The organism is Nostoc sp. TCL240-02, from assembly GCF_013343235.1.
GTDB lineage: Bacteria > Cyanobacteriota > Cyanobacteriia > Cyanobacteriales > Nostocaceae > Nostoc.
Genome location: NZ_CP040094.1, coordinates 2,264,595 through 2,289,380, shown reverse-complemented (window position 1 = coordinate 2,289,380; position 24,786 = coordinate 2,264,595). Strand labels below are relative to the sequence as shown.

The window sequence follows — 24,786 nt, the reverse complement described above, 5'->3', positions numbered from 1 at the left end:
GCCACAAGCTGAGATGGTAAAGTTTTAAGGCTTGTGATTCAACTTCAGTAATTGACTATGAGTACAGCAAATATCTTGTCAGCGATACGTATAGGAGTACTAGGTTTCGGTGGACTCGGACAAGCCGCCGCCAAAGTACTTGCTGCTAAACAGGAAATGGTTTTAGTCGCAGTAGCAGATCAAAAAGGTTACGCTTATGCTGCTGAAGGTTTAAATACTCAACAATGCATTGCAACCTACCAGTCCCAAGGTTCTGTAGGTTATTTAGAACCAGTTGGTACATTAACAAATCAAAGTATTCAGGATGTAATTGCAATAGCTCAACCTGTGGATGGGTATTTTCTGGCTTTACCTAACCTACCAAATGATTTTATCCCCTCTGTAGCCAAGGAGTTTATCAAATCTGGTTGGCGTGGAGTGCTAGTGGATGCAATTAAGCGCACCACTGCCGTAGAACAATTACTGGCGATGAAAGAAGAACTCCTTGCAGCCGGAATTACCTATATGACAGGCTGCGGTGCTACACCCGGACTGTTAACCGCCGCCGCCGCATTAGCAGCCCAAAGCTACGCCGAAATTCATCAAGTCGAAATTACCTTTGGAGTAGGAATTGCCAACTGGGAAGCTTACCGAGCCACTGTGCGAGAAGACATTGGCCATATCCCTGGTTATACAGTGGAAACCGCTAGGGCGATGACTGACGCAGAAGTAGAAGCACTACTAGATAAAACTAATGGCGTGCTTACCTTGAAGAATATGGAACACGCTGATGATGTGATGCTAGAGGTAGCGGGAATAGTGGGGCGCGATCGCGTTACAGTTGGTGGTGTAGTTGATACTCGCAATCCGAAAAAGCCCCTCAGCACTAACGTTAAGGTAACAGGGCGCACTTTTGAAGGGAAGATTTCCACCCATACCTTTACTTTGGGAGATGAAACCAGCATGGCAGCTAATGTCTGCGGCCCTGCTTTTGGATATCTCAAAGCTGGTAAGCAATTGCACCAACGCGGCATCTATGGAATATTCACTGCTGCCGAAATTATGCCGCAGTTTGTTAGGTAATAATTAGGAGAGACGCAGTTAATCGCGTCTGTACAGGAGTTAGGAGTTAAGAGTTAAAAATTAAATTTGAGACTTAAAAATCTCTGGTTTTGTTTAAAACTTGCAATTGAAAACTCTTAACTCCTAATTTTTTCTAAGCTGGTGGGATTTCTGGACAAAAAGTGTCTGTAAAATTTTCCTCAAGCAGCAAATCTGAAGTTTGGATAATAAATGGAAGTTCGGCTCCTACAAGTCCTCGTTGGATGCGTTCTAAGGTATCACTAAAAACAACAAACAGAGGATATATTGTATTAGCTCCCTCACTCAAAATATGACTGTGACGCAAAGGCATCAACCACTCATAATCATTGTCTAGGAAAACTTGGGTTTGTCGCCAACGTCCTAACAAATCAGAAAAGTCTTCGTGAGCGCGATGAATAAAGATTAAAATTTCGGCTCCGGTTTTGATTTTCCATTCTGGATCGCACATCAAAATTGCTACATCACAGGGTAAACAGACTGTTTGTGGAGTCGTTGTAGCTGTGTTGCGAAGACGGACAATTGGCAAGGGGATAGTAATGACACTTTCATCGGGACGGCGCAGACTGGGAATCATCTCTAAGTATGGCCGATATTGCTTTAGTAAGGCGATCGCAGCTAAATGATTGCTGTACTCTGCCAAACTCGCTTCGTAGTGAGATTTTTGCACAGTCATAGTTTTTTAAATGGTTAGGAGTTAGAAATAAAATTAAGTAGTTAAGAGTTAAAAATGAGGATTCAGAAATAAAGAGTTTAAACTCCTAACTTCTAACTCGTAACTCTTCATTCTTAATCCTCTATCCTAGCTTTTCAAAGACCTTAAACATAGGCAAATACATTGCTAGCAAAATGGTTCCAACCATCCCCCCTAGAACTACAATCATCACTGGTTCTAAAATACTAGTCATTGCTTTTACTGCCTGCTCGACTTCATCTTCATAGAAATCGGCAACCTTCATCAACATTGCATCTAATTCTCCAGTTTCTTCTCCAATACTAATCATTTGAATTGCCATAGCCGGAAAAACACTATCTCTTTGTAAAGCAAGGCTAATCATACCTCCTTGTTGAATCTCCATACGGGCTGCGTCTATGGCATTGGCAATTACCTGATTTCCTGATGTATCTCTGACAATTTCTAAGCAAGTTAAAATTGGCACACCTGAACGAGTCAAAGAACCAAAAGTCCGGCTAAAGCGGGCAACCGAAGATTTTTGAATTAAGTCACCAAACAACGGCATTTTGAGGGAAAGACGATCAATTGTTATGCGGCCAACAGGAGTTTTACCGTATTGTGTAAAAGCAACTTTCCCTCCTACAAGAATACCGAGAAGCACGAAAACCTTCGGACTTCTGAGAAATAGACTAGTGTCCATCAAAAATTGGGTTAGAGGTGGTAATTCAGTTCCAATTTCTGTAAAAATCTTTGCAAAAACGGGAATAAGAAAAATGGTCATACCGAGAAAGATGGAAACTGCTATAAAACCCACAACAGTTGGATAAGACAATGCTGATTTAATTTGGTTTTGTAGACGAGCAACATCCTCTAACAACTTGGCTAAACGATTTAATACTTCGTCTAGAACACCACCAACTTCACCAGCTTGAATCATACTCACATATAATCCATCAAAACAGTCAGGATGCTTTCGCATTGACTCTGAAAGATTCATTCCGCTTTGAACATCGTTGCTAATCTCAATCAGGGCTTGTTTGAGTTTAGTATTACTACACTGTTCGGAAAGTACCCCTAAACTTCTAACTATCGCAACACCCGCATTCATCAAAACGGCAAATTGACGGGAAAAAACGGCTTTGTCTTTCACAGAAACCTTAACTAAGGAATTCTGGAATTTTTTTAGGGCAATATCTGGTTGAAATCCTTGAGATTGCTTGAGTTCTTGGATGACAAAACCTTGATCTCTCAGATTAGTACGAGCTTGTACTAAGGATTCGGCAACAATTTTTTCTGTTCGAGATTTTCCTTGAGAATCACGAACACGGGCAACGAAGTTTGGCATAAATAAATTCAAAATAGTTGTTATTCATTTGGCATGAGGAGTGGGGAGTTAGGAGTGAGGAGTTATTACTCTTTAGTTATCTTTTCCCGTTATCTCCTTCATCTCCCTAGTTCCTTTAATGCACTTTGGCCGCTGCACCGGGTTTTGCACCTGCGGCTGCTTGCGGTGTAGAATTCCCAATGAGACGTTGGATTTCATCTGGCTTAGAAGTTTTAGACATCGCGGCTTCAAAGGAAATCGTTCCTGATTTGTAAAAATCAGCTAAAACTTTCTCCAGAGTTTGCATCCCCAATTTTCCGCCAGTTTGAATAGCTGAGTAAATTTGAGATGTTTTGCCTTCTCGAATCAAGTTGGAAATAGCAGGAGTGACAATCAGAATTTCTTGAGCCATCACCCGACCATATTCACCAGGTTTAGGGTTTTTCTTGGACACCAAGGTTTGGCTAAATACTGCCACTAACGAGTTAGATAACTGTACCCGCACCTGGGTTTGTCTTTCATGGGGGAAAACGTCGATAATCCGGTCAACTGTCTGGGCGGCAGAACTGGTGTGGAGAGTACCGAATACCAAGTGTCCTGTTTCTGCTGCGGAAATCGCCAAAGAAATCGTTTCCAAATCGCGCATTTCTCCCACCAGAACAATATCTGGATCTTCCCGCAAAGCTGCTTTCAAAGCATTAGCAAAGCTCTTAGTATCTTCACCCAGTTGTCGTTGGTGAACTAAACTTTTAATTGGTTCGTAGACAAATTCAATTGGGTCTTCCACCGTTAAAATATGCTCTGCTTTAGTGCGGTTAATCAAGTCGATCATCGCCGCTAGGGTAGTTGTCTTACCGGAACCTGTAGGGCCTGTCACCAGAATTAGTCCTCTGGGCTTATCTGTCATTTCCCTTACGATATCTGGCAGACCTAATTTTTCAAAGTTAGGAATCTTAGAACTTAATGCCCGTAAGCAAGCAGCATAAGAACCACGTTCTTTATAAACATTGACCCGAAAACGTGCTAAACCTTTAACCCCATAAGAACAATCCAGTTCCCAGTTTTGCTCTAAGGTTTTACGCTGGGTGTTGTTGAGCATACTAAAAATCAGCCTTTGACATTGATCGGCTGTCAATACATGCTCACCGATGGGAGTGAGTTTGCCACTGATGCGGAAGTAGGGAGGCAAACCTGCGGATAAATGCATATCCGAGCCACCCAGTTCAATCAACTGTTCCATCAAATCTTCAATCATCATTTCCATAGTTCTGCTTCCTTTTAATGTTTATTGTTTGTCCTTTGTCTTTTGTCATTTGTTTAAAGTTACTAAGCATCAACTAATGACCAATGACCAATGACTAGTCTCAAAATCGAGATGTCATACAATAAGGACAATCCAGCCATTCTTGTTTCAATGTGGCATCACAACTGCGGCAGGTAAGGCCAGTCTTGCGTTTGGCTTTTAACTCGGCTTCCAAACCAGTATCAGTAAACGTCACTCGTTCTACTTCTTCTAAAGTGGTGGAACCCTCGCGCACTAAGTCCAAGCTGTAAGCCAGCAAGGTTTTCATACCCTCTTCTATTGCCACTTCCTTGATGCGTTCCGTGGGTGCATCTTCGTTGATCAGAGTTTGCAGGGTTTCGGTGACTCGCATGACTTCATAAACACCACAACGACCTTTGTAGCCAACACCATTACATTTTGAGCAAAGCTGATTTTTGGCTTTGGCATCTGCGATCGCATCTAATGTCAAGGTGTTAGCTTTATAGAAGGTGACTCCCACATCAGAAGAAGCTGATAAACCATACCGAGCCAGTTCCTCGGTTGTAGGAGTGTAGGGAATACGACATTCAGAACATACGCGCCGCACCAAACGTTGAGCTAGAACGCCAATTAAAGAACTAGAAACCATGAAAGGCTCAATGCCCATTTCTCCCAAACGAGCGATCGCACCTGGGGCATCATTGGTGTGTAAGGTAGTTAATACCAAGTGACCAGTCAAGGCAGCCTCAATTGCTGTTTTTGCCGTTTCCTTATCCCGCGTTTCACCCACCAGTAGCACATCTGGATCTTGCCGCAAGAAAGCCCGCAACGCAGTCGCAAAATCCAGCCCTTTTTCCCGAATCACCTGTACTTGAGTAATCCCTGGAAGACTGTACTCAATTGGGTCTTCCACAGTACTGATATTAATTCCGGGATCATTCTTTTCTGATAGTGCAGAATACAGCGAGGTTGTTTTCCCAGAACCAGTTGGCCCAGTCACCAAAATTAGACCAAAGGGGCGGCTCACCATATCCTGGACAATATGTAAAGTCTCTGGATCGGTAATTAACTTATCTAATCCCAGTTGTGTTGAAGAGTTATCCAAAATCCGCAGCACCACCTTTTCCCCGTAGCGACTGGGCAAGGTATTCACGCGGAAATCCACCTTACGTCCCTCAAACAGCCGCCGGATGCGTCCATCTTGGGGTAAACGGCGTTCGGCAATGTCTAGATTCGAGATGATTTTAAATCGGGCTGTCACCGCCGGGATGATTTTTTTCGGTAGGGGATCGAAAGCTTCACGGAGTACCCCATCCTTCCGAAAGCGAATGCGTAAGTTTTCTTCTTGTGGTTCGATATGAATGTCAGAAACGCCCTCATGCAAGGCTTTAGCCAGGATTCTGTTCACTAGGTTGATGACTGGAGCATCCTCTGCACCCTTCATCGCTGCTCCTAGATCGGCCTCCATTTCTTCAGGAGCATCCGAAATATCGAGATTTCCAAGGTTTTCTAAATCCTGATTAATATCTGTAAACTTTTCTTGTTCCAGATGCTTTTGCTTAACAGCCATTTCATCCAGATATTGGTTGATTAGCTGCTGGTAGTCTTCCTGTGTAATCACCATGCGCTGCAATGCCAAACCTTGGGGGCGCAAGATGCGGTTCAGGTCATCGGAAGCCTCTAGATTATCTGGAGCGACCATCGCCACTAAAACTGAGGGCGGGGTTTGGTCTTCGTGTTTCGACAGTGGTACTAAACGATGGCGACGGCAGATATCTACTGGGATGAGGGTTTCAATCAGGTTCCCCATCATCGTGTTGCCAATGGAGTTGACTTCCGGATCTAGAAATTCAACACCGTATAGTATTTTAAGTTCAAATAGCTGCTGTTTTTTGTATTGCCTGAGCAACTCAGGTGATAGTTGTTGCCCAGTAATTGACTCTAGTACTTCCGTTAAGGGTCGGCCAGATTTGCGGCTTTCAATTAGTGCCTGCCTCATCTGTTCGGTATTGACATAGCCAGATTGCACTAGCTTGTTGCCAAAGGGCGAAAACTCTGTTCTGGTAGTTAGAGCGGTACTGCGCCGTTGTGGTGACGAGTAAGTCATAAATGAGCGAATGAGTAGGGGAACCTCTGCTTAAAGTATTCCCAGCCTGTGAGATAGAATTCTCATTTGCCAAAAAAGTCATTGAACTTCTGAGCAACGAAAACTGTTATTCGGAGTTCTCGCTAAATGGTGAGTGAAAAATAAGTAATAGTAGAGAAAATATCAATTCTTGACTCACTCAATCAACAAATTTTTAGTCATAGGGGCGAATGAGATTAAGCGCCACTCCTTCAAATTACTCACTCCTAGAGGTACACTACTCGTTCGGGTTCCCGCCTTAATAGTGCCTACGCTAACGTGTTCACCATTTGTCACAATAAGAAAATGGTTACATCACTTCCAGAAACTTGTCGGCAATAAAATCAGCCTCAGTTGCAAGTCGTGGATGAGGACGGTTGCAAGCAATGGAGATACACTGCCATAAATAGCAAGCATCTGGAATGAGTGGACAATGATGGATGAAAATAAACAGATAAACAATACTAGCCAGCAATTGGGTGAACCAACAGAGGTAAAGCAAGCAATGAAGAGTGACTTCCCAGCCCAAATTAATTTCAATGAATCTGGTAGCGAGGTGACAGAGCAAGTGTCAGCCCAAACTAATGTATCGGGAGATGCAGCTACTTTCAATCCAGAAACTGGTGTTGCTGCAACCGAGAACACTGGAGTGGAAACGGCAGCTTTGGCAGAACTGACTCAACAAATTGAGTCTCTCAAAACACAGCTAGAAGAGCGTAGTACTCAATATATGCGGATTGCTGCTGATTTTGAGAATTACCGGAAACGCACTAGCAAAGAAAAAGAAGAGCTAGAGACGCAGATGAAGCGGAACACGATTCTAGAATTGCTGCCAGTGGTCGATAATTTTGAGCGGGCGCGATCGCACCTCAAACCACAATCTGATGGCGAAATGACCATGCACAAAAGCTACCAAGGCGTTTACAAACAATTAGTAGATAGCCTCAAGCGGTTGGGTGTGTCACCAATGCGTCCTGAAGGTCAAGAATTCGATCCTAACCTGCACGAAGCAGTAATGCGGGAACCTACGGATGAACATCCTGAAGGAACAGTGTTAGAAGAGTTAGTGCGCGGATATTACTTGGGCGATCGCGTGCTACGCCATGCAATGGTCAAAGTAGCTGCTCCAAAGGAAGATACACCTTCTACGGAGGAAGATCAGTCGAGTCAAGCCTTCAGTTAAGCTGTAGTCGCTCGTCTCGCTGACCAAAAGTGCCTGGTTATAGCAAGGACGGGCATCGCGTGCCTAAAACTTGGACAAGGCTTTGGATAACTCTCTGTGTTTCAACTTCTCTCTTGCTACCAGCAATATGGGTTCCACAGATGTTATCCGCTAGCCTTGGTTCATATAAAAAAGTCAGTCCGCGACATACTAAAGCAGAAAGACTCAGTAAAAATACTGGCTAATATGGGAAAAGTTATTGGAATCGATTTAGGCACTACCAACAGTTGCGTCGCAGTTTTGGAGGGCGGTCAACCACTGGTGATCTCCAATTCTGAAGGTGGACGAACTACTCCAAGTATTGTGGGATTTGGGAAGAGTGGCGATCGCTTGGTTGGTCAATTGGCAAAGCGCCAAGCCGTAACCAATGCGGAAAACACAATTTACAGTATTAAACGATTTATCGGACGACGTTGGGAAGACACTGACATAGAACGCGATCGCGTCCCCTACAACTGTGTCAAAGGTCGAGATGATACCGTCGATGTTCAAATTCGCTCAAAAAACTACACGCCACAAGAACTATCCGCCATGATCCTGCAAAAGCTGAAGCAGGATGCGGAAAACTTCTTGGGTGAAGAAGTCACGCAAGCAGTGATCACGGTACCCGCATATTTTACGGATGCTCAAAGACAAGCCACTAAAGATGCTGGCACAATTGCCGGATTAGAAGTCCTGCGAATCATCAATGAACCAACAGCTGCGGCTTTAGCTTTCGGATTGGAAAAGCAAGACCAAGAGCAGCTAATTTTAGTATTCGACTTGGGAGGCGGGACTTTCGACGTATCGATCCTGCAACTTGGGGATGGCGTTTTTGAAGTTAAGGCAACTTGTGGTAACAACCATTTGGGTGGAGACGACTTTGATAATGCGATCGTGCGTTGGATGATGGAACGCTTTCAGCAAGACGAGAAAATCGACCTTTCCAAAGATAAGATGGCATTGCAACGCCTACGGGAAGCAGCAGAAAAGGCAAAAATTGAACTCTCCAGCATGGTAAATACCTCCATCAACTTGCCGTTTATCACGGCTGATGAAACCGGTCCAAAGCATCTGGAAATGGAACTCAGTCGCTCTAAATTTGAAGAGCTTGCAGGACAATTAATTGAAGCGACCATCGAACCAATGATCCAAGCACTCAAAGATGCGGAGCTCAAACCATCAGCCATAGATCGGATTATTTTAGTAGGTGGTTCTACCCGAATTCCCGCAGTCCAAAACGCGCTGATTAAATTTTTCAACGGCAAAGCTCCTGATCGCTCTATCAACCCTGACGAAGCGGTAGCATTGGGAGCAGCTATCCAAGCAGGAGTCTTGGGTGGGGAAGTCGATAATCTTTTACTATTGGATGTCACCCCCCTGTCTTTAGGGATTGAAACCTTGGGTGAAGTATTCACCAAAATTATTGAACGCAACACCACAATTCCTACTAGTAAGTCACAAATTTTTTCCACAGCAGTTGATGGGCAAACCTCGGTAGAAATTCACATTCTCCAAGGTGAACGGGCAATGTCACGGGATAACAAGAGTCTTGGCAAGTTTCTGCTAGCAGGAATTCCGCCATCGCCCCGTGGTGTGCCGCAAATTGAAGTATCTTTTGAAATTGATGTCAACGGCATCCTGAAGGTTTCTGCCCAAGACAAAGGCACAGGTAGAGAACAGAGTATCAGGATTACCAATACAGGTGGCTTGAGTACTAACGAAGTTGAACGGATGCGCCAAGAGGCCGAACTATTTTCTGAAGAAGATAGAAGACGTAAAGAACTGGTTGAATTCAAAAACCAAGCAGATAATCTGTTGTTTAGTTACGAATCTACGATTAAGGATAATAGCAACTTTATCGGCGAGCAGATGAAGACTTTGGCTAGTGAAAAAGCTTTACAACTCCAAGCTGCAATGATTGACTCCGCTATCTCGACTGTGGAGTTTAAGCAGCGCTTAGACGACTTCCAACAAACACTGTTTGCAATTGGTGCTGATGTCTATAACCGAGCTAACAGCCAAACAGATGAGATTGAGGAGGCTTCAGCTAGTCTTTTTACCCCAGAAGTAGACTCACCAATGAACGGTACACTAATACCACAATTCAACTTTGATTTTGACGAAGAAAGTACTACACAGGTTGATTATGAGGCGATAGATTAGGGAAGAGGTAGGGGAGCAGGGAGCAGGGAGCAGGGGAGATTAGGAGGATGAGGGGGACAAGGAGGACAAGGAGGACAAGGGGGACAAGCGGGACAGGGAGGATAAAGGGAGAATTATTCAACAAGTCTCTCCCAAGTCTCCCCCCTCTTCCTTGTCGCCCCTATCTCTTATCGATGCCCAATTCTCAATTCCCAATTCCCAATGCCTCTTTTCCCCCTGCTCCCCTGCTTCTTCCCAATTCCCCTAAGTTGCAGATTTTTATTAAGACATTTTAAAATACTTAATATTGATTATAGATTTAGCGAAGTTTCACAAGACCCCAGGGGTTTGCTAGATTGTAGAAGCAAATTACTGCTAGGCAGTATGCCGATTCAGATGCACTTCCATTGCATAAGGGTGGTTTTCCACACCGAATGGTGCGGCTAGCACCTCTGGTTAATGGGCGGGGTTTTCCTCTCCTACGTAGCACAATTGTAAAAGAGACAACCGACTCGGCAGTGATGAAGTCTGAGCAGCGGCTTCCCCTGATCAGAACTTCTATAGCTTTTGTCGTCTCCCACGAGGAAAGCACCTGTTGCTCAAGATTTGTCGGTGATTTTTGTAAAAGGTAAAGGGTAAAATCAGTTATTAACAAAAATTAATTTTACCTTCTGCCTGACCTCCGGCAAGTCGCCCTTTAAAGGATAGTGTATTGCTCTTACATATTCTGTAAAGCAAAACGCCTTACCGTAAAGTAGCAAGTGACCGTGAGTGATGTTCTGCTGACTTCTGCTTTCTTCCTTCTAACTTTTACCTTTGCTATATGGCCCGCGACTATTATGAAATCCTGGGTGTCTCTCGTGACACCGACAAAGAAGAACTCAAGCAAGCTTATCGCCGTTTAGCCCGGAAGTATCACCCAGATGTGAACAAAGAGCCGGGGGCGGAGGATCGCTTTAAAGAAATTAACCGCGCTTATGAGGTACTCTCGGAACCAGAAACCCGCGCTCGTTACGATCGCTTTGGGCCAGAGGGTGTGTCAGGTGCTGGCGCTGGCTTCCAAGATGTCGGCGATATGGGTGGTTTTGCCGATATTTTTGAAAGCATTTTTAGTGGCTTTGCTGGCGGTATGGGTAGTCCCACGCAACAAAGACGGCGCAGTGGGCCTGCGAGGGGCGATGATCTGCGACTAGACCTGAAGTTAGACTTTCGGGAAGCGGTATTTGGTGGCGAAAAAGAAATTCGTATTTCACATTTAGAAAATTGTGAAGTCTGTAGCGGTTCTGGTGCTAAACCTGGAACCCGCCCCCGGACTTGTTCGACTTGTAGCGGATCGGGTCAAGTTCGCCGTGTCACGAGAACACCCTTTGGCAGTTTCACTCAAGTCTCGACTTGTCCCACCTGTAATGGGACAGGGATGGTAATCGAAGACAAGTGTGATGCCTGTGATGGGAAGGGCGCAAATCAAGTCACCAAGAAACTCAAAATTACCATTCCGGCTGGGGTGGATAATGGCACTCGCTTGCGGATTTCTAGTGAAGGAGATGCCGGTCAACGTAGTGGTCCTCCTGGAGATTTGTACGTTTACTTGTTCGTAAATGAGGACGAAGAATTCCAACGGGATGGCATTAATATTCTCTCGGAAATCAAAATTAGCTACCTGCAAGCGATTTTAGGTTGCCGATTAGAGGTAGATACGGTAGATGGCCCTGTAGAATTGATTATTCCAGCCGGAACTCAGCCGAATACGGTGATGAAGTTGGAAAATCGCGGCGTACCTCGCTTAGGTAATCCAGTCAGTCGTGGGGATCACATGCTAAACGTATTAATTGATATTCCCAACAAAGTCACCCCAGAGGAGAGGGAACTATTGGAGAAGCTAGCTAAAATTAAGGGCGATCGCACTGGTAAAGGTGGTCTAGAAGGATTCTTGGGAAATTTATTTAAGTGATGAAGCCCTCTTCTGTTTCAACTCCCGATGCTCAACTTGATTTACGCGGCACCCCTTGCCCGATTAATTTCGTGCGGACAAAATTATGTTTGGAAAAAATGCCATTGGGAGGTTTACTAGAAGTCTGGCTAGACCCTGGTGAGCCGATTGAGCAGGTTCCTGATAGTCTGACAATGGCAGGTTATCAGGTTGAAGAAATTACAGACTGCACTAGTTATTTTTCTCTGTTAGTGCGCCGTCCAGTTGTTAGCCAATGACAGATGCCGCAACTGGACAGTTATTGGGTACGGTGGTGGCTGTACAGGCTAATTTTTACCGAGTACAGCTGGATCAAAAACAGGGGGAGATGAGGGAGATGAACGATCGCGATTCTCATCTTCCTTATCCCCCTCTCCTCCTCTGTACTCGCCGGACACGCCTGAAAAAAATCGGACAACAGGTGATGGTAGGCGATCGCGTTGTGGTTGAAGAGCCAGATTGGGCTGGGGGACGCGGAGCGATCGCTGAGGTGTTACCCCGTCACAGCGAATTAGATCGTCCCGCGATCGCCAATGTCAACCAAATCCTTTTGGTATTTGCCGTAGCCGATCCGCCTTTGGAACCCTATCAACTGAGCAGGTTTCTAATTAAGGCTGAGTCTACTGGGTTGGATGTGCTTTTATGTTTGAATAAAAGTGATTTAATTTCAGAGCCAGAACAGCAAAAAGTTAGCGATCGCCTTCTTGGATGGGGCTATCAACCAATATTTATCAGTGTTAAAGATGGTATAAATACTGAGCAAGCCGCCAGATATTTGAGTAATAAAATTACTGTAATTGCTGGGCCTTCTGGCGTGGGTAAATCCAGCCTGATTAATACGCTGATTGACTCTGCCAAGCTGCGAGTCGGAGAAGTTTCTGGTAAATTAGCTCGTGGTCGCCATACCACTCGCCATATAGAATTATTTGAGTTACCTAAGGGTGGTTTACTGGCAGATACTCCCGGCTTTAATCAGCCGGATATGGATTGTATACCAGAAGAATTAATCCATTATTTCCCAGAAGCTAGAAAGCGGTTAGCAGTTGCTAGCTGTCGGTTTAGTGATTGTCTGCATCGAGACGAGCCTGAGTGTGCGGTGCGGGGAGACTGGGAACGATATGAACATTATTTAGAATTTTTGGACGCGGCGATCGCTCATCAAACACAGCTACACGAACAAGCCGATCCAGAATCTACCATGAAGTTAAAAAGCAAAAGCAAAGGCAAAGGGCAGAGTCAATACGAACCCAAGCTAGAAAGTAAAAAATATCGCCGGATTTCTCGGAAGACTCAGTTACAAGACTTGCAAGAGTTATATCGGGATGAAGAATAAAAGGTGCAATGTCTACGACGGGCTGCGCTACGCCCTTCTATGAAAAGGGTTGTCGCCATAGTTTGGATACAAACAGAAAAACTATTTTGTCTGAGGAATTACGTTTTTTAACCCAGAAGAAGAAGCAAGCCCAGAGTCAAATTAAGTGGGCGATATAAAAATTCAATTTATATGAAGAAATATAAATTTTAAGTAGAAAGAGGGTGTGTTATGCAGTAGATTAACGCACCTTGAATTGTTGATGGTGCATTAGCTGACAAATTGGCAGAACGCTTATGATCAGCAGGCATTGAACCTGAGTAAATATTTTCAATACAAAATTATACAATAAACAAATAGGCAGGTTTTATAGCAATAGCCAAGGTGGTTAGGACATCAACAGATGATGAAACTTAGACGCAAAAAGACTTTTCACCCAGTCCCCAGTCCCTTGCTATACAACTAGTTAATAATAAAAGGCGGTGAAGGCACAACAATGTTGTACTCTCACAAATACTGCATTGAACTCAATTGAAAACTATTCTTACGATTCCCATAAAGTCTTAAAATATTGTTAATTTCAGCCAAACCTCTCGACCTTCAACTTACAAGTATCACCCCAAAATCACTATGTCTATCGGCTACGTCGCGCTTGTACTCCACGCACATCTGCCCTTCGTTCGTCACCCAGAAAGTGACTACGTGCTGGAGGAAGAATGGCTCTATGAAGCCATCACAGAAACTTACATCCCCTTATTGAAAGTATTTGAAGGCTTAAAGCGAGACGGTATTGACTTTAAAATCACGATGAGTATGACACCCCCTTTGGTGTCAATGCTTCGCGATCCTCTGCTTCAAGAACGCTATGAAGCACACCTAGCCCAACTAGAAGAACTTATACAACTAGAAGCAGAACATAATGTCAATAACGGGCATCTTCGTTATTTAGCCGAACATTACGCTACTGAGTTTAGCGAAGCGCGTCAGCTATGGGAACGCTACAACGGTGACTTGGTGACAGCTTTTAAGGGGTTCCAAGACAGTAATAACCTGGAAATTATCACCTGCGGCGCTACCCATGGCTATTTACCGTTGATGAAAATGTATCCAGAGGCGGTGTGGGCGCAAATCCAGGTAGCCTGTGAGCATTACGAACAAAACTTTGGACAAGCACCCAGAGGCATTTGGTTGCCGGAATGCGCCTACTATGAAGGTTTAGACCGGATGCTAGCTGATGCTGGATTACGCTACTTCCTCACAGATGGGCATGGCATTCTTTACGCCCGTCCCCGTCCGCGCTTTGGGACTTATGCGCCAATTTATACAGAAACTGGTGTTGCTGTCTTTGGTCGAGATCATGAATCCTCCCAACAGGTATGGTCTTCTGAGGTGGGCTATCCTGGGGCGGCAGAATATCGAGAATTTTACAAAGATTTGGGCTGGGAAGCAGAATATGAGTACATCAAGCCCTACATTATGCCCAATGGACAACGGAAAAACACGGGCATTAAGTATCACAAAATTACGGGGCGTGGCTTAGGTTTATCAGATAAGGCACTCTACGATCCTTATTGGGCTAGGGAAAAGGCAGCAGAACATGCTGACAACTTTATGTATAACCGAGAGCGGCAATCTGAGCATCTCTATGGTATAATGCAGCGCCCGCCAATTATCGTTTCGCCTTATGACGCAGAGTTATTTGGACATTGGTGGTATGAAGGCCCCTGGTTTATCGATTACTTATTCCGCAAGTCGTGGTATGACCAAAAAACATATCAAATGACTCATTTAGCAGACTATTTGCGAGATCAGCCGACACAGCAAGTCTGTCGTCCTTCGCAGTCAAGTTGGGGTTTCAAGGGTTTCCACGAATATTGGTTGAACGAAACCAATGCATGGATTTATCCGCATTTGCACAAAGCTGCGGAACGGATGATTGAAATATCGCATTTGGAACCAGAGGATGAATTGCAGTGGAAAGCACTCAACCAAGCGGCGCGGGAATTGTTATTAGCACAATCTTCTGACTGGGCATTTATTATGCGGACGGGAACAATGGTACCCTATGCAATTAGACGGACGCGATCGCACCTGATGCGGTTCAACAAGCTTTACGAAGATGTGAAAGTCGGCAAAGTTGACAGTGGTTGGTTGGAAAAAGTCGAGTTAATGGATAATATCTTCCCCGAAATCAACTATCGCGTCTACCGTCCGCTATAGTCTTCACATAAAGTAATCAACATTAGTAGGGTGGGCATTGCCTACCCTATATTAGTAGTGAGGAGTATTCATTTTACCAATCCTACTAGACCACGGGTATCACCCAGAATATTTGACTCAGGAGTTAGAGCAGATTTACCCGGAGATCATGACCAAAATCCAGTTTCAACTTTCTACGAAACCCTCAAAACAAGAGAAAGCTGCACAAGAAAAATGTGGATTTGTTCCGGCAGTAGCCTTTCGGGGTGATCGAGCGCTCCAATGCTTGGATGGAGCGTTGTAAAATTCTGGTTAAGAACTTTGAACGAACCCTGACTGGTGCCACTACCAAACTCAACCTCTGCTTCATCAGGCTAATGATTAAGAGGCTTGCAGACCCTTCCTAAGATGTCAAATGGTTTCTATAAGTATATGACAGGATTTTTGCCTCCGCAGGCAGTAATTATGCCCCCATCACTATTGGGTTCTTCTTCTATTGAATGCTTTTACTAATCAATTTCTGTAACTAGCCATTGCCACTCAGTGACTACAGTGTTGGATATGTTGAGAATCAATTGCTGTCCATTAGAGAGAGGCACATAGACTTTGAGCGCATCAGTTGTTGGCAATTTCGGTAAGATATCAGTTAAGTTATATTCCCCCACATTGGGGACAGGTGCAGTTAAAGCATAAGCATCCGATGCACTGAGTAATTTTCCGGCTACTGTCTCAATTAACAATGGTTGGGGGTGAGCAATTTCAACGACACCCGGAAAAGCAACTAAGCGCAACCGTAAATCTTTTACTGCACTGGTGTAATTCTGTTTGAACAGCAGTACTTGCCAAGCATATCCTTTTTCATCTTTGATAGATACTTGTGAATGGTAGCGTAAGATACCGGGATAATCATGATGTTGACGCAATAGTGCTTGTGCTGACTCCACACCCCATCCACATCCAGTTAATGTTAAAAACACTATTAAGGCACAACGCCAAAAATATTGTTGAAATTTTCGCTTCATCTAACATATTTTACAGCAGAATTCAGAAGCAGAGCCGGGGAAGCTTCACCAAGATGTCAGAATTAACTGTCAAAGCAACCATTCTAGTCTAAAGGCTGCGGTGTATGCTGGGATAAATAGCGATGTCTAAGATGGCCTATGCTTAAGCATCATTTGGCTAACTTTCTTAATTAGCAGTGGATTATCAGATTTAGCTGGTGTGTGCTAAGTCTCGGTTCTATTGGTCAATTCTGCCCTAGCATTTCTCCTGGTTACGGTTATACTGCCATCATTGCTGCTTTTATTGGTTGGTTAAACCCATCAGGTATTATTTTATCCAGTCTTCTTATGGCACTTTTGTAAGTAGGCAGCAAATTAGTGCAGATTAAATTAAGACTTCCTTTAGCTTTAGCTAGGATGTTTCAAGGTATTTTATTCTTTTTTCTTTTAGCAGCAGATATGTTAATTTACAACCGAGTACGAGTGATATAAGTGGTGAGTAGGGAAGCAAGGAGAAAGGGGAAAATTCCTCTCCTCTCCTCTGCACCCTTCCCCCTACCCCTCTGCCTCTTCTTCCCAATGCTCAACAACTAATATTTAAGGAGATTTAATGTGTCTAATCGTAAATTATCGCCGTTCCTAAAGGTAATAACTATTGCATTGATTGCTGGTGTAAGTAGTGTGGGTATCAGTCTGCTTGCAGGCACAACTAAACTTGACCGTCTGTTGGGAATTCAAAAGCCAAAAGGTGAGAGTACTAAAACGAGTTTAGGTAGGGCAATGAGTGCAGATGCACATTCTATCACTCCGGCTACAGACCAGATGAATGAAGTACCAAAGCCTTTTCAGGGAACAATTGTTTATCAAGCAAAACTAAAAGCAAATGAGAAAGTCATCGCCTTAACTTTTGATGATGGCCCTGGCCCAAAAAATACGGTGCAGGTTTTAGAAATTTTGAAGAAAAATAATATTAAGGCAACATTCTTCATGGTTGGAGAAATGGTGAAATATTTTCCCCAGATTGCCAAGCAAGTGGCTGTTGATGGTCACGTAATTGGTAATCATACATGGCATCATTGGTATTTTCAAATGGATGGAGCGACTGCGGCTAGTGAAATTGACCGCACAGCAGATATTATTTATAAGACGACAGGAGAGAAAACGACTCTGTTTCGTCCCCCTGGCGGCTTTCTGAATAATGGACTAGCCAAATATGCTAGAAACGAGAAGTACACTGTCATGATGTGGTCAGAACAGTCGGGAGATGCTGAACGTCGTTCGCCTCAAGTGCCAATGCTAGTTAAAAATGTGCTGAAATATGCAAAACCAGGTGCAATCGTACTGTTGCATGATGGGGGCGGTAATCGTTCTAAATCTGTCAAAGCTTTACCAGAAATGATCGCAGGTTTGAAGGCCCAAGGCTATCGATTTGTAACAATTCCCCAATTACTGGACATGCAAGCTCAAGAAGAAAGTGCAGTAACGCCAGTATCATCTGTAGTCACAAATCATGAACATCCAGACCATTAGTTTAATCATCAGTGACAAACTAAACTATTGGGCATCTCCAGAAATTAAATATGCGTTATTCAGAACCCTTGTAGAGACGCGAAATTTTGTGTCTCTACATTCTTTTTCGGGGATGTCTATTGGGCAACAATGCCATTGTATCGACTGACAATCCTATTGCATTGGCTAACAATGCCATTGTATCGACTGGCAATGCCATTGCATCGACTGGCAATGCCATTGCATCGACTGACAATGCTATTGTATCGGTTGGCAATGCTATTGCATCGACTGGCAATGCTATTGCAGTCATCTAAAATCGAGTTTCATACTCAACTTGGAATAGATTTTCATCCCCCAAATTAGTTGAGCCTCGCATCAAAATTTGGTCGTTGAGTCGATAAAGAACGTTGTAACCCAAGGACTGATTTGTAGATGTAGATAAAGGCGCGGATAAAGAGACAGAGAAATTTTTATTAATATCAAACACACCTTCTGCTGATAAATTTAGAACTGAAGCTCTTGATGTTTCATTACTCGTAGTAGGTGTGGGAAATATCCGAAATTCGCTGAAGCCAACAGCCTGCCCGATCGCAGTGATAGTTCCTTGCAAACCACCTAAAATGGTAGAACTAGCGAAATTAGTCAGCCCTTGTCCTGCATCCGCTTGACCGAAAGAACCAAGAATCGAGCCTCCCAGCAAAGCAACTATTTCTCCTTTACTACGGCTAGGTTCACTTGTCAGTTCCAGATTGTCGCCCAATTCACTAGCTGGCCCGTCTACTCTTGCTTGAACGCGAACGGTACGTAAAGTCCCAAAGCTATTTACAGAAACATCGCTGACTTCAGAAGACAATGGGGATTCCAAAATTCGGCTGTTCGTTGCTGACGCTTCCGGTACGATCGCAGTAAGTCGGACATCTAGAGTAGGGTCAAGTCCTTGACTTGGAGTAAATCGCGCCGTTTGTTCGTAGCCTCGCGCTAGTGCAAACTCAGTCGAAAATAAACTCAGTCGTCCTCCTGTTAAACGAATCAATCCTTCAGGAAGCGGTTTGGCTAATGTACCATTGATAGTCAAGTCGCCTTTTGCCTCAAAGTTCAATATCGGCTGACTTAATGCGGCTCCTCCTGGTACAAAGCTCAGTAGAGACTCAGTGGTAACATGAACATCGTTGTCTAGAATCAACCTTAAATCTGCAAACTCTACAGGTAAATTGACTGGAGTTCCTGTACTAGCATTACTACCTGCTGTAGTCACTGGGCTAGCGTTATTTTCTACTGTAGTCGCTGGGTTGGTGCTACTCTCTGGTGTAGATGTAGCATTAATGTTAATCTCTTCTCTATTGATGACGTTAGTGTTAGCTTCTGTTGTCGCTGCTGATTTTGTCTTCGCAGTAGAGTTTCCTATAATTACTCGACCATCACTTAGCCGAATCTCTCCACCAATTACTGGTTTTAAGGCTGTTCCGCGAATTACAGCATCACCACCGACACCGCCTTCATACAATCCTGCAAGTTTAAAGTTGAGTTTGTCTGCTATTGATATTGTCAGGGGATTCGCTACGGCTGGTTGAGGATTAAGTATTGGCAGAATGCCTGATGCAGTGATTTGCCCTTTATTGTAAGTAGCTTGAATGTTTTCAAGGCTGACCGTATTGCCATTAAATTGCGCTGTCCCTGTGATATTGGTTAGGGGTTCAGATAAAGCTTGAGCGCGAATAGTTGCATTGTTAACTGTGGCGTTTCCATTAATAATTGGTTCGTTTAAAGTACCCTGAACATTTAAATCTACTTTTCCTTGACCGTCTACCCAAGTAACTTGATTATTGGTAAATAGATTTAATAGTGACAATCCTTCGTTGTTCACATTGGCATTAATGCTGATTTGATTACTATCTGGTTGCACTGTGGCAAAAGGTAATGCAGCCGGGATGTTACCTGTAACTGTAACTGGCTGGGTTCCTGTTACTAATAAGGTACTGTCAAAATTCAGACGAGCATTGTTGTAGTCAAAGTTCACCTGTCCGCTTTGCACAGGTTGCTGGTTGAGAGTCGCATTTGCCAGCGTCACATTCCCTTGCACTCTGGGATCTTGTAAACTACCTCCTAATGTGGCATCAGCATTTACATTACCAGTGATATCTACAGGATATTTTTCTATAAAAGGTTGTAAAAGTGATAGAGGTAGACTTGCGACATTCAATTTTCCAGATAGTTGTTCAGTTCCTAACTGTCCTGAAAAAGCCACTAGTCCTTGATTGATTCCAACACTCAAGGGCGAAAGTGTGACGATTCCATCGGCAAAAGTACCTTGAGCAACGACTTGATTAATAGAGTATTCGCCCCATTGCCAGTTCGCACCTTGGAAATTAAAGCCGACATTCAACCCAGATTTCAACGAGCCGTTAGCTGTAATTCCTCCGCTCAAAACACCCGTTAATTCTGCAAGGGTGGGCAAAGATGCGTCTTTTTTTGCCTCTGCTTGCTGTTGTTGTACTATCGATGTTGCAATTTTTGAAAAATATTTTAGTTGTGTTAGCAAATCTGCATTGGGCAAACTGATCGGATTGGTATCAAGTACTTCTGATCCAGCTAATGTTGGAGGCTGTAACCCTGTACTAAGGTCTTGAAAGTCGAAGATATTAAATGCTTGTAAAAGTCTCTCAATTCTGGTTTGGTCTAAGTTAGCTTGGAGTTGAAATTGCGGGTCATTCCCTGTTTGCACATTTCCACTGAGGGCGATGTTGCTATCTCCAATCCGCAATAGACCATTAGCCAAGCTAGCAGTACCATCTGCATAATTGATGGTGCCGCGAAATTCGTCTGCTGCAACTCTGGCAACGCGAGGCCCTGCGATCGCAACGTCTCCCGCAACTGCATAATTATTAAGATTGACAACTAAATTTCCTGATAATTGCCCTCCTAAAGGTTTCAACTGATTGTTAAGTAAAAAGCCCCCAATCAAAGCTATCGGAAACTGTTGGGCGTTGATGAGTAAGTTCTCTCCTTCGGTTCTACCTGTAGTAACTGCCTCATCCCGCTTGACTAAAAATGAGGTTGGACGATAATCTGCACCCAGGTTAAGCGCAATCCTGTCTTGCTTCCCAGCTAATCGCAGACTTGCTCCCTGTCCTCCCTGAAAATTCACGTTTCCGGTTAAAAGTGGGTCAAACGCTAAACTACTAACCTGGAAATTCCGCAGCCGGATATTGCCGTTAGCTTGCGGTACATCTGGAGTACCTGTAACTTTTCCATTAAAATCAACTAGCCCCGCTAATGCTACGTCTCCAGGAATTTGAAAGCCAGTATTTTTTAAGTTGAAATTCTGCGCCAGTACGTTTAAATCAAAGCCGGCAATTTGGGGTGCGCCTGTTGGTGGAGTTTGAATTGCGATCGCACCATTAGCACTCAATCCTGGGGTACTTGCGTTTTCAACTATAATCTGCTGTCCATTCCATTGAAATTGAGCCGTCAGAGGTTTTGCCAGCAATGATACCCCTTGGGAAAGGCGGATTTTCCCGGCGGCGCGAATATCTGCAAGCTGGAAAGATTGTGTTGTGCCTGATAACTGAATATTGCTATTGAGCCGTCCTCGCAGTTGTGGTGAGAAACGGTTGAGTTGAATTTCAGAAGTCTTGACAGATCCTTGCCAGCGTTGTTGTGCAAGTTGACCTTGAGCTACGATTGTCCCGCCTGCCACATTCAACACCGCACCTGGTAACAGGATATTCTCTCCTTGTTTGGCAACAACAACCCGTCCGGTAGTGGGATAGGTAGCTGTAGGTGCTTGCACCTGCGCCACTGCTTGCAGGTTGCTCAGAGTGCCGGAAATATTGGCATTTGCCGATACATTCCCAATGGTAATGCTGGGTGAGGATTTGTACGCTCGTGCGATCGCATCTCCTGGTAAATTTTGGGCTTGGACATTCAACGCTACCCTACCTTGGGGTGCAAGCTTAAGTTGTCCACTAGCTGTAACTTGCCCTCCCACCTCTGGATTTGCTTGAACGCGAGCCACATTGACGTTTAAGGGTGTACCCAAAGAACCAGAAACTCTGGCGTTTGCAGATATATCACCAAGATTCAGGGGAGTTGAAATATTGTAACCTTGAGCGATCGCATTTCCTGGCAAACCTTGAGCTTGAATATTGACCCCTACTTGACCTTGGGGAGCTAGTTGAATTTGACCACTGGCTGTAATTTGCCCACCTGTTGGCGGTGTAATTTGAACGCTGGAAATATCAAGGTTTAATGGCTGTTGTCCAAGTGAGCCAGCAATTTGTGCCTTTGCTGAAACATTCCCAACTGCGATCGGTAAAGTAACGTTATAGCTACGCGCTAGTATATCCCCGGATACACCATCAACTTGAGCATTAAATATTACGTCTTTTTTGCCTCCTAAATTAGCTTCACCGCCTCCTGTAATTTGACCACCGGCTGCGGGGACTATTTTCAAATTGGAGACAGCAAGTTGAGATGCAGTTTGAGAAGCATTCAAGCGGAAATCAGTATTGAAAGTGTTGAAGAGAATGCGGTCAACTTGAATAGGTTTTATATTGGTTACTGTACCGCTAACCACTGGTTTCTGAAGTGCGCCTAACACCTTAATATTTGCTTGAATTTCGCCACTAGCTGGGACTGACGAATTTACATTCAATGTATCTAAAATATTTTTAGCACTAACTGGTTTTATCTGAGCAGAGACATTAAAACCAGTTTTAGTATTAATTGTTCCATTAGCCAAAATTGGAACTTTACCAAAATTGGTATTCAAATTTTCTAAAGTAACTGTCTGACCTTGAAATGTAAATCTTCCATTAAAATTAGAAACCTGCTGAGGGATATTTGGAATTTTTGCAGTGATTTGATTGGCAGTAGCCGTTCCCGTAACGGCTATTTCTGATAGTTTGGGTGGAATCTGAACTCCCAAATCAGCATTTAAACGCCCTGCTTGCAAGGTAATTGGTAACTCAATTAATCGACTTATATCAGATGCTTGTAAATTTTGTGCTTGCAGCTTGAGATTAGTTTGTTGAGCCTTTAGTTGTGTCTCACCAGAGATTTTAACTCCACCTCCCCTAGTGAGTTGACCATTGATGTCATAACCAATTCTTTGATTTTGATCGGAAAATCGGGCGATGCCACCAAATTGATTTAATATTACTGACCCTTTTGGTCTAGTTGGTGCGCCGAACGGCATCAACTCCACATTTCCATCTTGAATTTGAAGTGTTTGCAATTCGGTTTGAATAGCACCTTTTCCTTCCCCAGCCTTCACTTGGGCTGTAACCCAACGGCCATCTCGATCCTGCTGGATGTAGACATTGGGTTTAATTAACGTGACATTTAATGCCAGTTTTCGAGTTAAGAGAACTTGCAAGGGCGAAAACTGCACATCCAAGGCTTGTGCAACCACCTGGTCTGCATCGGTGGTTGTTGCTGGTATGGATAAAGAGCTAAATCTCAGACTAGAGAGCGAAAAACGTTCAACTTTGCCTACTTTTACTGGCCGCCCAAGCAATTGTTCGAGATTTTGCTGCACTAATGGCGCTAAATCCTTATATACATAGCTTCTAGCCCACCAAGCACCGACTGCAATTCCAACCAGCAAAACTACACCGAGAGCCAAACTGGTACGTCCTAAAAGGAGGAGCCATAAACGAGGATTAGATGGTTCCTGATTATTTTTTGAATTTGGAGAGCGCGTCATTATCGTTACTAGTACCAGTACTGTTTTCTGGAGTGAGCCGAGAGACAGGCTAGCCGCAGTTGTATCAGCAAGTTACAAGCTATGGTTTCATAATATGAGAACTTCTGCAAGAACTTTGCGCCAAGCTGCTTATATTCTCCAGGAGAAGCTGCCCCAACGACACGCTTTGTAAATGTTTCATGTTATTTCATAATCTTGCATAATTTCTGAATATTTTATCGTCTTCAAATTTATAAATTTCGCTTGGGTTATAAGGATTATTTAGAACTTACTCGGGAAAATTTATATTTTTAGACAGGTTTTATTCACTGAAGTATTATTCTTCATAAATCAGGTAATATTTGAATATTAAATTACTTTGTGATAACTCTTGTATATACAACCTTGGTTATAAAATAGACTTCTGTATAATCTAACTTAGTATAGATGACAACAAGTAATCTTAGATTAAGAAGTAATATAGAGTTGAATGAAGTTTCTGAAGCTAGATTTAGATTCCTCGTTCTTGAAGAATTTGGGCATGTGTCCAGCAATCTTTACTCATCAACTAATACTTAGTTTTATGTATAGTGAATTAGGCTGAATCTAGTTAGCAAAATTATGGATTACAGCTTAAGCATTGTGGGTTGAGAAAAATTAGCTTATTTTTAATTTAGAAAAGACAACTTAGGTTTGATTAATGAAGCCAGCTAGAAAGGTAAAATGAGGCATCCATTTTTATTCAGTAATGGGATGCGAATGTCTACAACACACTACGTGAACGCAGTTACAAAAAACCAGATAATTCTATCCACTACTTCATCAAGCGAAACATAATATTCCGGCGGTGCTATTAGGCATCAGCACGCCGGAAGTATATCAATAATAACTACCTAATCTTAGGCAGCAACCGATTACTAACAAGATTACAACTTTTCTAAAAATTTAGGAACCTGAGCTTTTAGATTGCTCCATCGCAAACCTGCTCATTGCTCGGTTGAATCATCAATCATTTCTGGTACTAAAGCTGGGTTACTCTTGCGTTCTTCTGGCGATTGCTCCCGAATAACATCGTCGATTCTGGCAGGGTGTTTAATTTTGTCGAGTACCTCTGGACTTAGTTGCAACGGTTCACCTTCTGGATTCGATTTTTCAGCTTGACTAGGAACTGTTTCCTTATTCATCACTATTTCCCAAAACTTATAAGCCAAGCTTAAGTCCTTCTGTGATGAGGCACACACTATCTTGAGACTTATTTCACGCAGTGGTAGGTAACAAATTCTGTTAATCTT

General features: G+C 43.5%; 17 protein-coding genes. 9 read left to right on the top strand and 8 right to left on the bottom strand.

Features of this window, described 5'->3' with window-relative positions:
* The first annotated feature begins 57 nt into the window (after positions 1 to 57).
* Positions 58 to 1,062 carry a saccharopine dehydrogenase-like oxidoreductase gene (locus FBB35_RS09900; protein WP_174709489.1) on the top strand — a complete coding sequence of 335 codons (1,005 nt, stop codon included), beginning with the start codon at positions 58 to 60 and terminating at the stop codon, positions 1,060 to 1,062.
* Positions 1,063 to 1,195: 133 nt separating this feature from the next.
* On the opposite strand, the gene FBB35_RS09895 is transcribed toward FBB35_RS09900, so the two are convergent.
* From FBB35_RS09895 to FBB35_RS09880, 4 genes are all read right to left on the bottom strand, one after another.
* The gene (locus tag FBB35_RS09895) at positions 1,196 to 1,756 is read right to left on the bottom strand and encodes a hypothetical protein (protein WP_174709488.1); all 561 of its coding nucleotides are present in this window, start codon (positions 1,754 to 1,756) and stop codon (positions 1,196 to 1,198) included.
* A 121-nt stretch (positions 1,757 to 1,877) separates the two neighbouring features.
* Complete coding sequence (locus FBB35_RS09890; protein ID WP_174709487.1) at positions 1,878 to 3,101, bottom strand: type II secretion system F family protein; 1,224 nt, start codon at positions 3,099 to 3,101, stop codon at positions 1,878 to 1,880.
* A gap of 115 nt (positions 3,102 to 3,216) precedes the next feature.
* Positions 3,217 to 4,344 carry a type IV pilus twitching motility protein PilT gene (locus FBB35_RS09885; protein ID WP_174709486.1) on the bottom strand — a complete coding sequence of 376 codons (1,128 nt, stop codon included), beginning with the start codon at positions 4,342 to 4,344 and terminating at the stop codon, positions 3,217 to 3,219.
* Positions 4,345 to 4,444: 100 nt separating this feature from the next.
* Positions 4,445 to 6,451: a GspE/PulE family protein gene (locus FBB35_RS09880; protein WP_174709485.1), complete on the bottom strand. Its 2,007-nt coding sequence runs from the start codon at positions 6,449 to 6,451 to the stop codon at positions 4,445 to 4,447.
* 451 nt (positions 6,452 to 6,902) lie between these two features.
* Between FBB35_RS09880 and grpE the strand changes: the two genes are divergently transcribed.
* The 7 genes from grpE (at position 6,903) to FBB35_RS35445 (ending at position 15,599) form a co-directional block, all read left to right on the top strand.
* On the top strand, positions 6,903 to 7,652 hold the full coding sequence (gene grpE / locus FBB35_RS09875; protein WP_174709484.1) for a nucleotide exchange factor GrpE: 750 nt from the start codon (positions 6,903 to 6,905) through the stop codon (positions 7,650 to 7,652).
* 225 nt (positions 7,653 to 7,877) lie between these two features.
* A complete protein-coding gene (gene dnaK, locus FBB35_RS09870; RefSeq protein WP_174709483.1) occupies positions 7,878 to 9,836 on the top strand; it encodes a molecular chaperone DnaK in 1,959 nt (652 codons plus the stop codon).
* 802 nt (positions 9,837 to 10,638) lie between these two features.
* Positions 10,639 to 11,766, top strand: coding sequence for a molecular chaperone DnaJ (gene dnaJ / locus FBB35_RS09865; protein ID WP_174709482.1), 1,128 nt, complete (start codon positions 10,639 to 10,641; stop codon positions 11,764 to 11,766).
* Positions 11,766 to 12,023: a sulfurtransferase TusA family protein gene (locus tag FBB35_RS09860; protein ID WP_174709481.1), complete on the top strand. Its 258-nt coding sequence runs from the start codon at positions 11,766 to 11,768 to the stop codon at positions 12,021 to 12,023. Before dnaJ ends, FBB35_RS09860 begins: the two co-directional genes overlap by 1 nt.
* Positions 12,020 to 13,117 (top strand): small ribosomal subunit biogenesis GTPase RsgA, encoded by a 1,098-nt coding sequence (rsgA, locus tag FBB35_RS09855; RefSeq protein ID WP_174709480.1) that lies wholly within the window; start codon positions 12,020 to 12,022, stop codon positions 13,115 to 13,117. The genes FBB35_RS09860 and rsgA overlap by 4 nt, the downstream gene beginning before the upstream one ends.
* Positions 13,118 to 13,726: 609 nt before the next feature.
* The gene (locus FBB35_RS09850) at positions 13,727 to 15,316 is read left to right on the top strand and encodes a glycoside hydrolase family 57 protein (RefSeq protein ID WP_174709479.1); all 1,590 of its coding nucleotides are present in this window, start codon (positions 13,727 to 13,729) and stop codon (positions 15,314 to 15,316) included.
* A gap of 148 nt (positions 15,317 to 15,464) precedes the next feature.
* Entirely contained in the window at positions 15,465 to 15,599 is a 135-nt protein-coding gene (locus FBB35_RS35445; RefSeq protein WP_302481006.1) for a hypothetical protein, read from the top strand.
* A 205-nt stretch (positions 15,600 to 15,804) separates the two neighbouring features.
* On the opposite strand, the gene FBB35_RS09840 is transcribed toward FBB35_RS35445, so the two are convergent.
* On the bottom strand, positions 15,805 to 16,317 hold the full coding sequence (locus FBB35_RS09840; RefSeq protein WP_254625897.1) for a DUF3122 domain-containing protein: 513 nt from the start codon (positions 16,315 to 16,317) through the stop codon (positions 15,805 to 15,807).
* A gap of 591 nt (positions 16,318 to 16,908) precedes the next feature.
* On the opposite strand from FBB35_RS09840, the gene FBB35_RS09835 reads away from it, so the two are divergent.
* Complete coding sequence (locus tag FBB35_RS09835; protein ID WP_174709478.1) at positions 16,909 to 17,826, top strand: polysaccharide deacetylase family protein; 918 nt, start codon at positions 16,909 to 16,911, stop codon at positions 17,824 to 17,826.
* A gap of 94 nt (positions 17,827 to 17,920) precedes the next feature.
* On the opposite strand, the gene FBB35_RS09830 is transcribed toward FBB35_RS09835, so the two are convergent.
* The 3 genes from FBB35_RS09830 to FBB35_RS09820 all read right to left on the bottom strand — a co-directional run bounded on the left by FBB35_RS09830 (position 17,921) and on the right by FBB35_RS09820 (position 24,678).
* On the bottom strand, positions 17,921 to 18,118 hold the full coding sequence (locus tag FBB35_RS09830; RefSeq protein WP_174709477.1) for a hypothetical protein: 198 nt from the start codon (positions 18,116 to 18,118) through the stop codon (positions 17,921 to 17,923).
* Positions 18,119 to 23,515, bottom strand: a complete 5,397-nt coding sequence (locus FBB35_RS09825) for a translocation/assembly module TamB domain-containing protein (RefSeq protein ID WP_174709476.1) — start codon at positions 23,513 to 23,515, stop codon at positions 18,119 to 18,121. It abuts the gene before it with no gap.
* Between the two features lie 965 nt (positions 23,516 to 24,480).
* Positions 24,481 to 24,678: a hypothetical protein gene (locus FBB35_RS09820; RefSeq protein WP_174709475.1), complete on the bottom strand. Its 198-nt coding sequence runs from the start codon at positions 24,676 to 24,678 to the stop codon at positions 24,481 to 24,483.
* Between the last annotated feature and the right edge of the window lie 108 nt (positions 24,679 to 24,786).

Excerpts from the sequence above, each read along its gene's own strand:
- rsgA (WP_174709480.1), top strand. The coding sequence starts at position 12,020 with ATGACAGATGCCGCAACTGGACAGTTATTGGGTACGGTGGTGGCTGTA.
- FBB35_RS09900 (WP_174709489.1), top strand. The coding sequence starts at position 58 with ATGAGTACAGCAAATATCTTGTCAGCGATACGTATAGGAGTACTAGGT.
- dnaJ (WP_174709482.1), top strand. The coding sequence starts at position 10,639 with ATGGCCCGCGACTATTATGAAATCCTGGGTGTCTCTCGTGACACCGAC.
- FBB35_RS09850 (WP_174709479.1), top strand. The coding sequence starts at position 13,727 with ATGTCTATCGGCTACGTCGCGCTTGTACTCCACGCACATCTGCCCTTC.
- FBB35_RS09885 (WP_174709486.1), bottom strand. The coding sequence starts at position 4,344 with ATGGAAATGATGATTGAAGATTTGATGGAACAGTTGATTGAACTGGGT.
- FBB35_RS09820 (WP_174709475.1), bottom strand. The coding sequence starts at position 24,678 with ATGAATAAGGAAACAGTTCCTAGTCAAGCTGAAAAATCGAATCCAGAA.
- FBB35_RS09825 (WP_174709476.1), bottom strand. The coding sequence starts at position 23,515 with ATGACGCGCTCTCCAAATTCAAAAAATAATCAGGAACCATCTAATCCT.
- FBB35_RS09880 (WP_174709485.1), bottom strand. The coding sequence starts at position 6,451 with ATGACTTACTCGTCACCACAACGGCGCAGTACCGCTCTAACTACCAGA.
- dnaK (WP_174709483.1), top strand. The coding sequence starts at position 7,878 with ATGGGAAAAGTTATTGGAATCGATTTAGGCACTACCAACAGTTGCGTC.
- FBB35_RS09830 (WP_174709477.1), bottom strand. The coding sequence starts at position 18,118 with ATGACTGCAATAGCATTGCCAGTCGATGCAATAGCATTGCCAACCGAT.
- FBB35_RS09860 (WP_174709481.1), top strand. The coding sequence starts at position 11,766 with ATGAAGCCCTCTTCTGTTTCAACTCCCGATGCTCAACTTGATTTACGC.
- FBB35_RS09895 (WP_174709488.1), bottom strand. The coding sequence starts at position 1,756 with ATGACTGTGCAAAAATCTCACTACGAAGCGAGTTTGGCAGAGTACAGC.
- FBB35_RS35445 (WP_302481006.1), top strand. The coding sequence starts at position 15,465 with ATGACCAAAATCCAGTTTCAACTTTCTACGAAACCCTCAAAACAAGAG.
- grpE (WP_174709484.1), top strand. The coding sequence starts at position 6,903 with ATGATGGATGAAAATAAACAGATAAACAATACTAGCCAGCAATTGGGT.
- FBB35_RS09840 (WP_254625897.1), bottom strand. The coding sequence starts at position 16,317 with ATGAAGCGAAAATTTCAACAATATTTTTGGCGTTGTGCCTTAATAGTG.
- FBB35_RS09890 (WP_174709487.1), bottom strand. The coding sequence starts at position 3,101 with ATGCCAAACTTCGTTGCCCGTGTTCGTGATTCTCAAGGAAAATCTCGA.